Origin of the sequence: Nostoc sp. TCL240-02, assembly GCF_013343235.1 — a bacterium.
Taxonomy (GTDB): domain Bacteria; phylum Cyanobacteriota; class Cyanobacteriia; order Cyanobacteriales; family Nostocaceae; genus Nostoc.
Genome location: NZ_CP040094.1, coordinates 1,347,444 through 1,362,812 on the forward strand (window position 1 = coordinate 1,347,444; position 15,369 = coordinate 1,362,812).

Genomic DNA, 15,369 nt, shown 5'->3' on the forward strand with positions numbered 1-15,369 from the left:
CTACTGTCCTTTGCCAAGTTGTAGTAAATTCAATTTAAATCTAAATGTGTTTGAGATTTAAGCAGTGAAAACCTGCTAGGGAGCCTGAAAACTAAATTTAACGAGATAATAGATCAAAACTATTGTTAAAATCCAAATAATTTTAAGATAACATTCCTACCCAACTCCTATGAGAGAAACTGTCCTAGAGGTTCGCAATCTCCAAGTTGAATTTCCCGGTGATGGCAACACAGTCAGAGCTTTGGATGGTATTTCCTTTGGACTGCATCGAGGTGAAACTCTAGGAATAGTAGGAGAATCGGGCAGTGGTAAATCGGTGACAGCCCTAGCTGTGATGGGATTGTTGCAGACTCCTGGTATAGTTACTGGTGGTGAAATCTGGTTTCGTCCACAGGAGAATGGCAACCCCATCGATTTGGTAAAATTGCCTCCTGAGCAAATGCAGCTACACCGGGGTGGCGACATCGCCATGATTTTTCAAGAACCGATGAGTTCGCTCAATCCGGTTTATAACATTGGGTTTCAGCTAACAGAGGCGATTATGCGACATCAAAATGTGTCAGCAGCCCAAGCGAGACAAATTGCGATCGCAGGTTTGCAAGAGGTTAAACTTCTACCTAGTGATGAGGAGATTCAGCAACAGTATACCGAAACTTGGTATCAAACCAACGCCAATTCACCGAAACCAGAACCATCAAAGTTGGCACAGTTGGTTAAAGAACACAAAGAAGCCATGCTGGAACGCTACCCTCATGAACTTTCTGGGGGACAGTTGCAACGGGTAATGATTGCAATGGCAATTTCTTGCAACCCATTAATCTTAATTGCCGATGAACCAACTACAGCTTTGGATGTGACGGTGCAAGCGACAATTTTGGACTTGTTGCGAGAATTGCAGGAAAGCCGTGACATGGCAATGATTTTCATCACCCACGACTTGGGGCTAATTTCGGAAATTGCTGACCAAGTAGCGGTGATGTATAAAGGCAAAGTTGTCGAATCTGGTACTTCTCGGCAAATTTTCAGCACTCCTCAGCATCCATATACTAAAGGTTTGATAGCTTGTCGCCCTACACTCAACCGCCGTCCCCAAAAATTACTCACTGTTTCTGATTATATGAGTGCAGAAGAGACAGCAACGGGACAAGTAGTAATTCAGGCGAAAGAACCCGCACAACCCATAGATGTCACCACCGAAGAGATTGCTAAAAGATTGGCAAACTTCAATGAAAAGGAACCTCTGCTGCAAATTCGTAATTTGAAAGTTGGTTTTCCAGTGCGCGGGGTGTTTGGTGGGACAAAACGCTACAACATGGCGGTTAATGGCGTTTCTTTTGATGTCAAACCAGGGGAAACACTAGGTTTGGTGGGAGAATCTGGTTGTGGTAAAACCACCCTTGGTAGAACCTTGCTGCGCTTAATTGAACCGATGAGTGGTCAGATTATCTTTGAGAAACAAGATATTACTAGCCTCAAAGGAGAACCGTTGCAAAAACTGCGGCGGGAAATGCAAATAGTTTTTCAAAATCCTTTTAGTTCCCTCGATCCACGGATGAAGATTGGGAACGCGGTGATGGAACCGTTGTTAATTCACTCCGTTGGGAAGACAAAACAACAACGACGGCAGCGAGTAACCGAACTCTTAGAACGGGTGGGGTTGAGTGCAGATGCGATGAACCGCTATCCTCATCAGTTTTCTGGCGGTCAACGCCAACGGATTTGCATAGCCCGTTCTTTGGCATTAAACCCTAAGTTTATCATCTGCGATGAATCAGTTTCAGCGCTGGATGTTTCAGTACAAGCGCAGGTATTAAATCTTCTCAAAGAATTACAGTCAGATTTTCAGCTCACTTATATCTTTATTTCTCACGATTTAAGTGTGGTGAAATTTATGAGCGATCGCATTTTAGTCATGAATCGCGGTCAAATTGTTGAAGAAGGCACAGCCGAAAGCATTTACCAAGAACCCAAAGAGGAATACACACAAAAATTAATTGCTGCGATTCCTACTGGTAGTGCTGAACGGGTGCGAAGTCGTCATCTGGAGGCTTTATAAGCACGTCTCTTTCGGGGCAAAACCCACCTCTGCGTGGGGCATTTTAATAAGCTGACTATCTCATTAAATGTGCGTCGTCGTACTGTTGAAAATGCGATCGCCCTATCTGGCACTAAAGAATGCGATCGCTTCAATCAAAAAGCAGATGATATTATCCCAGTTGACTGCATGATATTCCAATTGAAAATCAATGTTGTTCAAAGATAAATACAATTGAGACTGGTTTTTTAGTCTTTGGGTGACAGGGTTCTATTAACTTCACCAATCGGTAATTTCTCAAATGAAACTCAATAATCCATGATTCGATTGTTCTGAAGTACCAGGGAGCAGGATCAAACGCCTCCAATTGTATTCCTTTCCAGGAAGTTTCCCGCCACCCATCAGAGTATGGAGAGTCCCCACAAGCCATCAGAGGATGGAGTGTTTGAATGATTATTTTCCCCTTATCTTCTAACAAACTCTTACCTGCTTGAGCTATTTCTTCAAGGGCGCGTTCTCCCAGCAATGAAAAATTGCAGATGAAGCAGTCAAACTTGTTAATGCTGCCAAATTTTTGTGACGGAAGATCCGAGTACGAAGATACAACAAAGCGGACATCGCCAAAGCACCGTGCTGATTCAACAAGCTCGGCAATTCCATCAACTCCCCATCCATCAAACCCGCGACAGAACAGTTCACGGCATAACCACCCTTCACCACACCCGACGTCTAAGAACGTTCGCGGTTCAAGTTGAACTACGGCTTCTACAACCGCTCTGTCTGTAACTAAAGCCCGGCTCTCAAGAAGTTGGTCACGAATTACACGAGTCCACGGTTTGGCGTTCACTGCCCATGAATGGAGAATTCGTTGTTCATTTTTTTCCATAGCTCAACTGATAAAATTATGATCATTCTTCTAACAGTTAAAATTGAATTTGGTGAATTCTACTCTTATTCCATCTCGTCAATATTTAGATGCCTTTGCCCTGTACCTCCGTGGGTTGTAAAGTTATTTTCAACAAATATTTGTGCAAACAAAGTTAATTACATCTGCAAGTCCCGACTGAGTTTTTAAATTAGTAAAAATAAAAGGTTTATCAGCGCGCATTTTTTTAGTATCTCGTTCCATCACGCTTAAATCTGCGCCTACATAAGGTGCTAAATCTGTTTTGTTAATCACCAACAAATCAGACTTGGTAATACCGGGGCCACCTTTGCGGGGAATTTTATCACCAGCTGCAACATCGATGACGTAAATTGTTAAATCCACCAATTCTGGACTAAAGGTAGCAGCTAAGTTATCACCGCCACTTTCTAAAAATACCAAATCCAAATCGATAAAACGTTCTTCTAACTGTTCAATTGCCGCCAAATTCATCGAAGCATCTTCGCGGATAGCAGTGTGAGGACAACCGCCAGTCTCTACACCCAAAATGCGATCGCTTGCCAACGCCTGAGAACGTACTAAAAATTGGGCATCCTCCTGAGTATAAATATCATTTGTCACCACCGCAATCTGATACTGCTCACGCAATCCCTTACACAAAGCATCCACTAAAGCCGTCTTCCCCGAACCCACCGGGCCAGCAACTCCCACTCTAAATGCATTCATTGTGATTTGTGATTTGTGATTTGTCATTTGTCATTTGTCTTTGGTACATAGTTATTAGTCCTTAGTTTTTGACCAATTTCCAATTCCCAATTCCCTAATTCCTAAACAACCTTGTATACTGCGTTTCATGCTGCATACTTGCCAGCGACAAACCCCAACTACAACAGGCAAGTTCATCATCTTGTAAGGCTAGAATTTCTAAGGCCGCAGTGCTAAATAATGGTTGCAAATCTAGTAATAACTGCTGTCCTGCTGTTTGGCCAAGGGGGATGAGTTTCACGCCAGCAGTAATTAAATTACTTGCCCAACTATGCAGATATCCGAGTAATGCGGCTTGGGTACTAATTTGCCAATGGGCAATAGCAATGCCAAAAGCGATCGCATAATTGCAAGGATTACCTACAGCATTAGCAATCGGTATAATCTCCGGTTCTAGTTTACCAAGTAATTGAATCAGGGATCGCCCCATCTGCCAACTAGAGGCGCGTAACTCTTCTGTTTCCCTAGCTGCGGATAACCACAGATTCCAACGGCATAGCGACTCTACATCATTCATTTTTGCAGATTGCTGCGATCGTACCATCACCGCCGCCTCTAATCGAATTGCCCCATAGAGCAACTCGGCTTCTAGCCAATGTTTGAGATGTATGTGGTTAGCGATCGTACCATTTTCCACCAGCATTTCCAAACCTTCAGAATAGCTATATGATCCCACAGGTAAAGTGGGGCTACCTAACTGTAAAATACTCAAAAAATGGCTATCAGTGAGCATGATGGTGTTGTCCATAAGCCCCTAATTCTGGCTGAAACGGTAAAATTTCTTCTTTAACTTCTAACCCCAGTTGTTCCAACATCGAGCGTAAAACCGAATCTGAAGACAAGCGTAAATAAGTCGGAGTAATTTCTACAGGTACATGGCGATTTCCCAAATGGTATGCCGCCCGTAATAATAAAAGTGGTGTTTGGGCAAAGGCAGTCACTACTAGTTCTGGTTTGGCAATAATTCTGATTAAACTCTTATGGGTTTCTTCTAGCAGAATATCGCCATCGTGTAAAACAGTTCCTCTGGGTAAATGTAAAAACACAACTTTCCCATCTTCCGTTTCAAAGCGATGACGGCTGCGAGTACGTTCTTCTGCTGTTAGCGCCAGAGTAAAGGTGACTGCTACATCGCCATTAGGTGGTTTAAGCTGGGTAAATGTTAGCATACAGAATGGTGACAAGACTTTGAAGTAAAATCGCTGTAAACTTGATGAAATAATGTTTTTTAAATACGAGTATACCATAGCAGAAATAAAGCCAATATTGCAGGTATCGATTGGATTAAAAATGCTGTTGGGCGTTTCAAGCTCAAGCTACCAAAAATACCGGCGATCGCTACACAAATTAAAAAGAAAATCACAATCCATGAAGGTTCAACTTGTGAAAACTGTGAGATAAATAATCCCCAGATTAAGCCAGCAGCGAGAAATCCGTTGTATAAACCTTGGTTGTGGGCAAGAATTGCAGTAATTTCCTCTTGAGTGAAATTTCCGACTATTCTTTTTTGAACAAACTCTGTATCCCAGAAAAACATCTGTACGACTAGAAAAGCAATATGTATTAATGCAATAATGCTAATGAGTATCTTGATTATTATTACCATTAGTAATATTCCTCAAAAATTTAATTTTCAACTCACTATACTATAAAAAGTCACATAGTTAGCTAGAAGTTATAATGATTATTTTCAATGTAGATTGTTGCTAATTACTTGGGAAGTAAGATAAGTTTCAAGAGCCACCTATCAAGAAAGAATTTACCCCATACATAGTATTCCGATAAAATATGGGGTAAAAATAATTAAAGAATTACAAGAATTCTTGCAATAATACCAGTAACATTTTTTACTGTAGTTAAAATATCTATAGTGTTATTGACAGAGGCGATTGAGTTTTTTAAGTTATTTATTCCTTCATTCAGGTCATCTTCAAAACACTTGAGTCGGGCAGCAACTTTTTCTCAAATTACACTTTCTAGTTTTATCCGCAACACAGATAAATCTGTACGGTCGTCAATAAATTTCCGTTTTTTAGTAATGTCTTTTTCAGCTTCAAAGATATTTTGTATCTTTGATGAATTGAGTTCTAGCTCGCATTCACGGAGTTGGTCTAAAAATTGTGCGCGAACTCTATCCATTGCTGGTAGTTGGTCGATTGTAAGTGTTGTAGAGCTTATAGGGCTGTATGTCATGATATTTCTCCTATAGCGGTTATCAGTCTACTTCAGTACAGTAGGAGAGAGCAATTCTACTGATAATTGGTGGTGATGAAAGCCTACTCTCTCGACTTGCGTCAAAAAATAGTTGATGCTTATGCCTGCGGTGACATTTCCCAACGAAAACTGGCTAAAAACTTTGGTGTCACCTTAAGTTTTGTGCAAAATTTACTCAAACGCCATCGAGAATTGGGGATGATAGGCCCCAAGGTGCGGACTGAGCAGACAGCAACAAAGTTGAATGCTGAACAGTTAGAAATCCTGCGCCAACTCGTCATAGCACAGCCCGATGCGACGTTAAGCGAATTGCGGGAACGACTTTACGAGAAAACAGAGGTCTTAATTGGGGTAGCTACGGTGAATCGGATGGTTCGCTGGAAACTTCACCTCAACCTCAAAAAAAAAGTCTCCACCTCACAAAAAAAGGTAGTGATGAAGTCCAACTAGCCCGATTTGAGTACTGGAAACTCTTGAGGGGGATACCCGTCGAAGAGCTGATTTTCTTAGATGAATCGGGAGTTAATCTGTCCTTCATCCGCAAATGTGCCCGCGCCTTGCCTGGCCTTTCGGGCCTATGCTCAAAAGCCCAACCGCAAAGGGAAAAATGTCTCGGTAATTGGTGCAATTAGCTTGAAAGGACTGCTCACCCAATGGAGTGGCTTAGGTTCTATCGATGCTTTGACTTTTGATGCCTTCATCGCCCAAAAGCTCGTACCCAAACTTTGGCCTGGTGCAGTGGTGATCATGGATAACTGCTCAATCCATAAAAGTGATGAACTTGAAGCTTTGCTCATCGCTGCTGGCGCTCATCTCATTTATCTCCCCCCCTATTCTCCCGATTTTTCACCGATTGAGAATTGTTGGTCCAAGATTAAGAACATTCTCCGTCGCATCGGTGCAAGGACATACCCTGATTTACTCCAGGCATTAGATACGGCATTCGCAGAAGTGACAATAGAGAATTTGCTGGGTTGGTTTACTCACTGCTGCTACTGTACCTCACAAGACTGATAACCGCTATATTATGTGAATAGTTAACTTTGTTTTTTGTCTACTTCAACGATTTGTAGAAAATCATCAATTTCTTGCAAAAAGTTATTAACTCTTGCCAGACTCAATTTTCCCTCATAAAACGCTTGAAAAACTTCTTGATAATTTCCTAATGTTTGACTAGCAAATTGAAGCTCTTGTCCTCGTTTTTCCATTCTTAATAAGTTTCGTCGTGTTTCAATCCATGTATCTTCGTCAGAAATTGTTGTATCTTGAATCAATGGACGGATAACAAAACGTTCTTCTCTTGCTATCCGAATAAGTTTTTTCTGATAACTTCTAGACGTTCATCATCACGGTCGGCGAGCCTTTTATAGTCGTCAACTGTGAGATTAAGAATTCGGTCGTTACGTAATAATTGCTCGGAAGTAGTATCAATGCGGATGTCACCTGCTGCATCAAGTAGTTTGTCAACGGCATTTGCATATCCACTTCCTGCATTTGCAAATTTTTTGTACTCGTCAGTTGAACGGCACCCTGTTGTTAGTGTAGCAATCATTGCAAACACAAATATAGCTTTATGAAGCGTTTTCTTCATAATTATTAAAAATTCCCATAAATTATAATTGCTTGATAAGAAATAACTACAAACAGACGTTAGTAACTTGTGCTTTGTCTTAACTTCATCAAACCTGAAACCCGATCGCTCTGTCGGTGAGAAAAAGTGACTAGTTAGTGTAAATAATTGTAAAGTTTCTCATAATCTTCCCAGCAAGAACAGAAAAGTTAAAGACTTAAACTATACGTGAATCTTATTGAGCCATGACGGGAGAAGAAGCACTCCAAATAGTCGATGCTGTTTTACGCTCTACTATCTTGGAACAAGGGCTAAATGATGTTCAATCTGTAGTCTTTATCGAAAGTTGGCTCGGACGTACTTATGCGGAAATTGCGGATAAATTAGGTTACGATTATGACTATATTAAACAGGTTGGTTCGCAATTATGGCGATCGCTCTCCCAAGTCACTGGTGAAGAAGTCTCTAAAAAAAATATCCAAGCCGTTCTGCATCGCTATCAGCAATCCCAAAGCACTACACAAGATTGGGGAGAAGCCATCGATGTTTCTCGATTTTACGGTCGTCAAGCAGAATTGCAAACTTTAGCAACATGGATTGAGAATGAGCGTTGTCGTTTCGTCGGGATTTTCAGACTCGGTGGGATTGGCAAAACTACTCTTTCAGTGAAACTTGCTCAAGAAATTCAGTCCCAGTTTGAATATGTGATTTGGCGTAGTTTACGGCAAGCACTGCCACTAAATACTTTACTGGGCGAGATTTTGCCGATTTTAATGGGTTCAGAGGCAACAATCGATAGTTCAATTCATATTTTGATGCAACAGTTGCAGCAAAAGCGCTGTTTGTTGGTTTTTGATAACGTCGAGTCAATTTTACAAAGTGGTAATCGGTGTGGACAGTACCAACAAGGGTTTGAAGGATACCAACAGCTATTTGAGCGGATCTGCGATGAACTGCACCAAAGTTGTCTGATTGTCACCGGGCGAGAAAAACCGGGTGGAATTGCGAACAATATTGCAAACAGGCTATGCAGGGGGCAATCTACTGAATCTATTCTCTCACTTGAAAACCGACCTAAGTAGCTTTGACTTTTCTCATTTGGCTATTCGCCAAGCTTACTTAGCCAACATTACATTACATAACACTAATTTTACTAATGTCAAAATTAGAGAAACTGTTTTTGCTGAAACCTTTGGCGGTGTACTTAGTGTTGCTTTTAGTTCAGATGGACAGTACTTAGCTACTAGTGACACCAAAGGCGACATTCAAATTTGGGATGTTAGCACAGTCAAACAACTAGTGCGTTGTCGAGGGCATCAACATTGGACGTGGAGTGTAGCGTTTAGTCCAGACGGTCGGTATCTAGCCAGTGCTAGTGATGATTATTTAGTGAAGTTATGGGATGTAGAAACTGGGCAATGTCTGCATACATATAAAGGACATACTTACTCAGTTAACACCGTTGCATTTAGTCCTAAAGGTAATATCCTGGCAAGTTGCGGTCAAGATTTAAGTATTCGTTTGTGTCAGGTTGCACCAGAAAAGCTTAACTCGGAAGTTCAGACTTTAGTTGGTCATGAAGGTCGAGTCTGGGCGATCGCTTTTCACTCTGATGGTCAAATTCTCGCCAGTTGTAGCGAAGATTATACAATTCGCTTGTGGGATGTTGCTACCGGAAATTGCCTTTGTGTTTGGCAAGGACACGATCGCTGGTTACGCTCAATAGCATTTAGTCCAGATGGTGAGTTACTCGCAAGCGGCAGCTATGACAACACTATCAAACTCTGGGATGTTAAAACCCAAAAATGTCTTCAAACCTTATGTGGACATCAACAGACAGTAACTGCGATCGCATTTAGTCCTAATGGTCAGCAGTTAGCTAGCAGCAGTTTTGACCGCACAGTTAAATTATGGGATGTAAACGGAGATTGCCTAAAAACCTTTCTCGGTCATAGCAGCCGCGTTTGGACAGTTGCTTATCATCCTAACGAGCAACAATTGGTCAGTGGTGGTGATGACCACGCCACCAAACTATGGAATCTTCAAATAGGACGCTGTACGAAAACACTTAAAGGACATACCAATAGTGTATTATCCCTAGTCCCAAGTCCAGATGGACACTATCTAGCAAGTGGACACGAAGACCAAACAATTAAACTTTGGGATATTAAAAGCGGTACTCTAGTGCAAACATTACGGGAACATACTAACCGTGTATGGTCAGTAGCGTTTCAACCCGGTAGCCAGCATCCTTTACTCGCTAGTGGCAGTGCAGACTACAGTATCAAATTATGGGACTGGAAGTTAGGAACCTGTCTACAAACTTTGCACGGTCACTCAGAGCTTATTTATAGTTTGGTAGTAACCTCCGTCCCAATTGGAGGCGCAACTTCTGCCAGACTGACTGCTTTCAGTGATAGTTTAGATGAAACAATTAAAATTTGGGATTTACAAACTGGTCAATACAAGCAAACGTGGAGAGCGCCTCGTCCGTATGAAGGGATGAAACTGGAAAACATTCAAGGGTTAACAGAAGCTCAATTAGCAACTTTGCAAGCTTTAGGTGCTAGCTAATTGAGCTAGGTTAGAGATAATTGAATACTCCCACGGTTTCAATCTCTGGGATTATTGGATTAACTAGTTCACATCGCCATTTACTCTTTATATAATAAGATGAAAAACTCAGAAATTACTTCACAATCACTTGAGTTATTTACAGATATAGCAGAAGTGGTTATGGATTCTTTGATAGAAAATGGTCTGCTCAAAGACATTCCCTTTGTTAGCTTGGCTGTAAAAGTTGCTAATATAGGAAAAACTGTTACCGATCGTATATTTCTCACAAAAATAAAAAAATTCCTTCTATATTTAGACAAAGTTACCCCGACAGAAAAGCAGAATTTTATCAAAAGTCTAGATGATGAACCTGAGAAAAAATCAAAGTTAGGTGAGTGTTTAGTCTTAATTATTGACCGTATTGATGATTTGGGCAAAACTCAAATACTAGCTGAGTTATTTTTAAATCTCATAAAAGAAAAAATTAATCTAGAAACTTTCAGGCGGTTAGCATCTGCTGTAAATAGTGCCTTTGTTGAAGACTTAAAAAAGTTAATCAACAATACTAACAATAATGATTATTTAGGAAATCTAATTGGATCTGGATTGACAGAAGTATCCTCGACTGGAATTCCAATTGGTGGATATGATGTAGTTCATATCAATGTTCGCATTTCTGCATTAGGTAAGTTATTTGTGAGGCTGATGAATGATAAAAATTAGAATTATTCCTCTTCTCTTTAGTTATAAAATCACTTCTTTTGTTCCTTCGCTTTATTCTTGTTTTATTAGTTAGATAAATTTTTTTTGGTAACAAAAAGATTTAATTGACAAATTCATCCTGTGAATGGGTTACTAATAGGTAATGTAAACCAGAAAATTGCCCCTGCATCTAATGCACTATTCACCCCAATTTCGCCGCCGTGAGCATTGATGATTTGCTTAGATAAATATAAGCCCAATCCCAAACTTACAGAATTGCGGATATTTACACCCCGAAAGTAAAGGTCAAAAAGCCGATCGCTTTGTTGTTGACTAATGCCTACACCGTTATCACTAACAGTACAATAAATCATCTCATTTTCACGGATAGCGTTAATTGTCAATAGCAATCCAGGAGGATTGTGTTTGAGAGCATTGACAATTAAATTAGAAAAAACTCTCCATAGTTGGGTGGGATCTGCATTTACTAATGGCAAATCTGCGGATACCAGATTGGTCAGCTTGGCTTGATTTTGCTCAAGCAATGGTTCCAAATCTGCGATCGCAGCTTCGATAACTGTCAGTAATTGTACAGGCTGATGTTGCAAAACAACACCTTGCACTTCGCTGATATGAGCTTCCATCAACGAATTAATTAAGTTAAGTTGGCGATCGCTACTTTGAATCATCCGCTCTAAAATTGAGCGGGAAATCGAAATATTTTCCTCTGGACGGGCAAGCAAGTTTCTCAGCACCATTAAAGTACCCATTACTGGATTACGTAAGTCGTGGGAAACTGCATGGAAAAATACTCGTAGTTCTTCTTCAGTTTGTTTACGCTGCGTAATGTCTTCAATCAAACCTTCGTAATAAAGCAATTTTCCCCGTTCGTCACGTACTGCGTAGGCTTTTTCCGAAATCCAGACAATACTCCCGTCTCGGCGATAAATTTGGGATTCAAACTCGGAAATGCTGCCATACTTTTCCATCAGACGCACAAATTCGGCGCGGCGGTTTGGATCAACGTACAATTGTTGAATATCAGTGGAATTTGCTGTCACTTCCTCCGCTAAGGAGTAGCCATAAATACTTGCTAAAGCAGGGTTTGCCGTAATGTAACGTCCATCAGGACTGCTTTGAAAAATTCCTTCAACGGCGTTTTCAAAAATACTGCGATATTTAGTTTCTGCAACCTTGAGTTTTTGATATGCAAATTCCAGTTCTTGACGGGCGTAAAACTCAGAACGTTGCAGGCGATCGTATAGATAAACACCAATGTCACATATAGCACAAAACCAAAAAATGTATAAAAGAAAGGTCACACTATATATTTCTGGGTGTTCAGGGACTGGTGTCTTCAGCCCAAGTACCGTATTTACAGCAAAATAGTAAACTAGCACACCCACTTGAGACAGCAAGTGAACAACCCAGCAGACAGGCATTAATATAGCTTGGCTCAAGAAGAGCAGTGACCAACCGATAGCATCGGGTAGCGCGAAGCCTCTCAGGGTGGCAAACAACTGTGATGCGAGACTAATTGCCCAAGAAGACCCCAAAAATAATAAATCTGGCCGATTGCGGCCTAATTTAGTTTTATGTAAGGCAAAGCAGATCAGTATACTCATTAGCATTGCAATATTGATTACAAGGCGTTGAGTTCTAAGTATTTCTGGCAGACTTTCCAACTCTTTTAAAGAGAACAAAAAGCCGTAAATGTCTCGCAAAGTAAAAGACAACAAACAAATCAGCGCCAGCCATAACCATAAACGCAATCTCTGCCACAAAAAACGGTTACGCCAAGCTCTGTAAAGAGTAGTGGTTTCATCTGTTGTTGGTGCAGAAAAGGTTTTTCTCCACCAGCTTTGCACTGTTGTAAATGGAGTAGCTATTAGCATCCAAGCAACTTTGCCCATACCGTCGAGGGTGTTTCCTTTACTCAACATTGCTATAAATAACACCCTCTCATTTTTTGGTGATTTATGGGCGATTTGTTGCGGATGAAGTGAAGAGAGGTAATGTAAACCAGAAAGTTAACCCGCGCTTGCGGTTACTAATAACACCGATTTTACCGCCATGTGCCTTAATAACTTTCCGACAAAGATACATTTTTAAGCCAATGCTGGTGGAACAACAATCTTGGGGATCACGGACATGGAGATCGAAAAGGCGATCGCACTCTAGTTTACTCATTACTACACCATCATCTTGAATCTGAGTGCGAATCATTCCCCCTTCAATGCTGGCACTAAGAATAAAATTTAATCCTGGTGGATTATTTTGCAAGCTATGTGTGATTAAAGTTACCAAAACTTTCTGCAACAGAGTCCCATCTGCCATTACTAATGGTAAATCTGCGGGAACCAAGTTCTTCAGAGTCGCTTGATTTTGTGTCAACACAGGTTCCAGATGGGTGACTGTTCCTCTCAGCACGGTATTAAGTTGCACAGGTTCATGTTTGATGTCAATACCCTGTTGCTCGCAAGAATTAATTTCTAGCAATGAGTTAATCATTGCCAGTTGGCGATCGTTGCCTTGAATCATCCGCTCGATTATTGAGCGAGATACTGGAATTGGGGATTGGGGATTGGGGATTGGGGATTGAGAAGAGACTTTTTCAATAATTCCCTGTTGTCCTTGATTCCCAGTCCCTAGTCCCCAGTCCCCAGTCCCCACTTTTTGATTTAACAAATTTTTCAACACCATTAAGTTACCCATCACCGAAGTTCGTAAATCGTGGGCAACTGTATGTAAGACAACATCTTTTACACGATCCAGTTTTTCAAATTCTTGCATTTTTTGCTGCAACTGTGCTGTTCGTTCTTCGACTTGTTGTTCTAAATTAGTGTTAAGTTCTGCGAGTTTTTGGTATATCTGGCTTTGCTGAATGGCGATCGCTACTTGTTCTGACATCTGTTGTAGCAAATCAATTTCTATTGGCTGCCAATGACGAGAACCGGAGCATTGATTGGCAATTAACGCACCAAATAATTCATTGCCTAGCATCAGTGGTACTGCCAAGCTAGCCTTTGTTTGGAATTTTTGATAGTGTGCTTTAACTTTGGGAGATACTGCTATTTGTGTAATATCTTCAACGACACGGATAAGATTATCTTTTAGTAAGTTTCTCAATTCTTGTAAATAAGCTTCATCATTAGTAGACCAACCTAAGACTGATGGATACTGAGGATCTACCGATTCGGCAAGAGTTCTAACACCTAACTTGGCATTATTTAAACCAATGAAAACTCTATCTGCTTGCAGAAATTGCCTAACTTCGGTGACGGTGGTTTGCAGAATTTCCTCTAAGTTAAGGGAAGACCGAATTCGTACTAGAGTTTCTGCCAACAAGCGATCGCGTTGTGCTGATAGGTGAAATTGCGCTTCTACTTGCTTGCGTTCTGTAATGTCGTGATGGACTGCTAGGATGGAAGGGATATTATCTAAATCAATAATTTCGGCTGAAAGCAGCGTTGTAATTATCTTGCCAGACTTTTGCCGAAATTCAAATTCCAAATTGCGAACAACTCCTGTGCTTTGCAACTGATGTAACAAATTTAGGCGATCGCGATCGTCTACCCACAGATTTAATTCCAAGGAAGTTTTACCAATCGCCTCATTTCGCTCATAACCGGAGAGTTCGACAAAACTGTCGTTAACTTCGATGAACCGTCCTTCTTGCAGCGTACTAATGGTAATTGAATCGGGACTGCAACTAAAAGCTTTAGCAAATTTTTGAGCCAGATTTTGTAAAGTGACTTCTGCTTGTTTACGTTCTGTGATATCTCGGACAATTGCTAGTACCTCATCTTCACCACTCACTACCAACCGCGCCTCATAATCTCTGACTCCCAAAGGCGTTGGTAGTTGATATTCGTAAGTTTGCAAAGTTCCAGAATCTAAAGTTTTAGCGATCACTTCTAGGCTAATTGATGCAACATCACTAGGCAATAACTCTTGCACGCGTTTCCCAACTATTTCTTCTCTCGAAAGAGTGATATTTGCTCCCTCACTTTTTAAATCGAGATACTCGGCATCGCGGCTAATGCGAAACATCAAATCGGGAATAGCATCTAAAATTGCTTTATACCGAGCCTCACTCTCTTGCAATTTTTCTTCGGCTTGTTTTCGGTCTGTAATGTCCATGACTAAGCCATTCCAAATCAAATCGCCTGTTTCTTGTAGTTCGGGTTGCGAAGTACCTTGAATCCACTTCAGTTTGCCACTAGGCGTAATGATGCGACCTTCCCAATGCCAAGGTTTAAAAGTGGTACTACAAACAGTAATAGATTCTGTAAAAGCTTTTATATCCTGTGGATGAATCAATTTGTATAGCACTTGAAAGTCTGCCTGTACAGCTTCTGGTTTTAATTCATACAAATATTCACAACCAGAACTAATATAAGGGATAAACACAGAGGCATCCTGCCGTTGCAGAATTTGGAAAATCATCCCCGGTAAATTGGCAGCAATTGTTTCCAATAGAGCGATCTTCTCTGGCTGGAAATCTGGTGATTTGACAATTTCATCCACTCTTTGAACCTTTGATATATAAGCAATTGACATAATATTCAAGGCAATCATAGCCATTATCAGACTTTTTTGGCTGTTGGCGTTATCACTAACAGCAGAAAAAGTTCCTCT

The 15,369-nt window shown here is 40.8% G+C and carries 17 protein-coding genes; 7 read left to right on the forward strand and 10 right to left on the reverse strand.

Translation table 11 applies throughout. The features are described from left to right. Positions 1–169 precede the first annotated feature (169 nt). Positions 170–2,056, forward strand: coding sequence for an ABC transporter ATP-binding protein (locus FBB35_RS06045; protein WP_174708912.1), 1,887 nt, complete (start codon positions 170–172; stop codon positions 2,054–2,056). Between the two features lie 69 nt (positions 2,057–2,125). Next, the gene (locus FBB35_RS06050; RefSeq protein ID WP_174708913.1) at positions 2,126–2,263 is read left to right on the forward strand and encodes a hypothetical protein; all 138 of its coding nucleotides are present in this window, start codon (positions 2,126–2,128) and stop codon (positions 2,261–2,263) included. On the opposite strand, the gene FBB35_RS06055 is transcribed toward FBB35_RS06050, so the two are convergent. From FBB35_RS06055 to FBB35_RS34330, 6 genes are all read right to left on the reverse strand, one after another. Further along, on the reverse strand, positions 2,244–2,882 hold the full coding sequence (locus FBB35_RS06055; RefSeq protein ID WP_254625832.1) for a methyltransferase domain-containing protein: 639 nt from the start codon (positions 2,880–2,882) through the stop codon (positions 2,244–2,246). The genes FBB35_RS06050 and FBB35_RS06055 overlap by 20 nt on opposite strands. 168 nt (positions 2,883–3,050) lie before the next feature. After that, complete coding sequence (gene ureG / locus FBB35_RS06060; RefSeq protein WP_174708915.1) at positions 3,051–3,647, reverse strand: urease accessory protein UreG; 597 nt, start codon at positions 3,645–3,647, stop codon at positions 3,051–3,053. A 94-nt stretch (positions 3,648–3,741) separates the two neighbouring features. After that, positions 3,742–4,434, reverse strand: coding sequence for an urease accessory protein UreF (locus FBB35_RS06065; RefSeq protein ID WP_174708916.1), 693 nt, complete (start codon positions 4,432–4,434; stop codon positions 3,742–3,744). Further along, positions 4,409–4,855 (reverse strand): urease accessory protein UreE, encoded by a 447-nt coding sequence (gene ureE, locus FBB35_RS06070; RefSeq protein ID WP_174708917.1) that lies wholly within the window; start codon positions 4,853–4,855, stop codon positions 4,409–4,411. Before ureE ends, FBB35_RS06065 begins: the two co-directional genes overlap by 26 nt. Before the next feature lie 59 nt (positions 4,856–4,914). After that, positions 4,915–5,292 (reverse strand): DUF1304 domain-containing protein, encoded by a 378-nt coding sequence (locus FBB35_RS06075; protein WP_174708918.1) that lies wholly within the window; start codon positions 5,290–5,292, stop codon positions 4,915–4,917. Between the two features lie 356 nt (positions 5,293–5,648). Continuing rightward, entirely contained in the window at positions 5,649–5,879 is a 231-nt protein-coding gene (locus FBB35_RS34330; protein ID WP_254625833.1) for a hypothetical protein, read from the reverse strand. A 75-nt stretch (positions 5,880–5,954) separates the two neighbouring features. Between FBB35_RS34330 and FBB35_RS34335 the strand changes: the two genes are divergently transcribed. Both FBB35_RS34335 and FBB35_RS34340 read left to right on the forward strand, forming a co-directional pair. Continuing rightward, a complete protein-coding gene (locus tag FBB35_RS34335; protein WP_254625668.1) occupies positions 5,955–6,350 on the forward strand; it encodes a transposase in 396 nt (131 codons plus the stop codon). A gap of 60 nt (positions 6,351–6,410) precedes the next feature. After that, a complete protein-coding gene (locus FBB35_RS34340; RefSeq protein WP_254625834.1) occupies positions 6,411–6,914 on the forward strand; it encodes a transposase in 504 nt (167 codons plus the stop codon). 23 nt (positions 6,915–6,937) lie between these two features. On the opposite strand, the gene FBB35_RS34345 is transcribed toward FBB35_RS34340, so the two are convergent. Next, positions 6,938–7,174 (reverse strand): hypothetical protein, encoded by a 237-nt coding sequence (locus FBB35_RS34345; protein ID WP_254625835.1) that lies wholly within the window; start codon positions 7,172–7,174, stop codon positions 6,938–6,940. 29 nt (positions 7,175–7,203) lie between these two features. Continuing rightward, a complete protein-coding gene (locus FBB35_RS34350) occupies positions 7,204–7,491 on the reverse strand; it encodes a hypothetical protein (protein WP_254625836.1) in 288 nt (95 codons plus the stop codon). A 224-nt stretch (positions 7,492–7,715) separates the two neighbouring features. Here FBB35_RS34350 and FBB35_RS33855 point away from each other — a divergent pair, with 224 nt between their 5' ends. From FBB35_RS33855 to FBB35_RS06100, 3 genes are all read left to right on the forward strand, one after another. Beyond that, on the forward strand, positions 7,716–8,552 hold the full coding sequence (locus FBB35_RS33855; RefSeq protein ID WP_217481691.1) for an NB-ARC domain-containing protein: 837 nt from the start codon (positions 7,716–7,718) through the stop codon (positions 8,550–8,552). After that, positions 8,467–10,044: a WD40 repeat domain-containing protein gene (locus FBB35_RS06095; protein WP_217481692.1), complete on the forward strand. Its 1,578-nt coding sequence runs from the start codon at positions 8,467–8,469 to the stop codon at positions 10,042–10,044. Before FBB35_RS33855 ends, FBB35_RS06095 begins: the two co-directional genes overlap by 86 nt. Before the next feature lie 99 nt (positions 10,045–10,143). Further along, positions 10,144–10,749: a hypothetical protein gene (locus FBB35_RS06100; protein ID WP_174708919.1), complete on the forward strand. Its 606-nt coding sequence runs from the start codon at positions 10,144–10,146 to the stop codon at positions 10,747–10,749. Positions 10,750–10,862: 113 nt separating this feature from the next. Here FBB35_RS06100 and FBB35_RS06105 read toward each other — a convergent pair whose 3' ends face one another. Both FBB35_RS06105 and FBB35_RS06110 read right to left on the reverse strand, forming a co-directional pair. Then, positions 10,863–12,671, reverse strand: a complete 1,809-nt coding sequence (locus tag FBB35_RS06105) for an ATP-binding protein (protein ID WP_254625837.1) — start codon at positions 12,669–12,671, stop codon at positions 10,863–10,865. Positions 12,672–12,705: 34 nt separating this feature from the next. Beyond that, positions 12,706–15,315: a PAS domain S-box protein gene (locus tag FBB35_RS06110; protein WP_174713538.1), complete on the reverse strand. Its 2,610-nt coding sequence runs from the start codon at positions 15,313–15,315 to the stop codon at positions 12,706–12,708. Positions 15,316–15,369 lie beyond the last annotated feature (54 nt).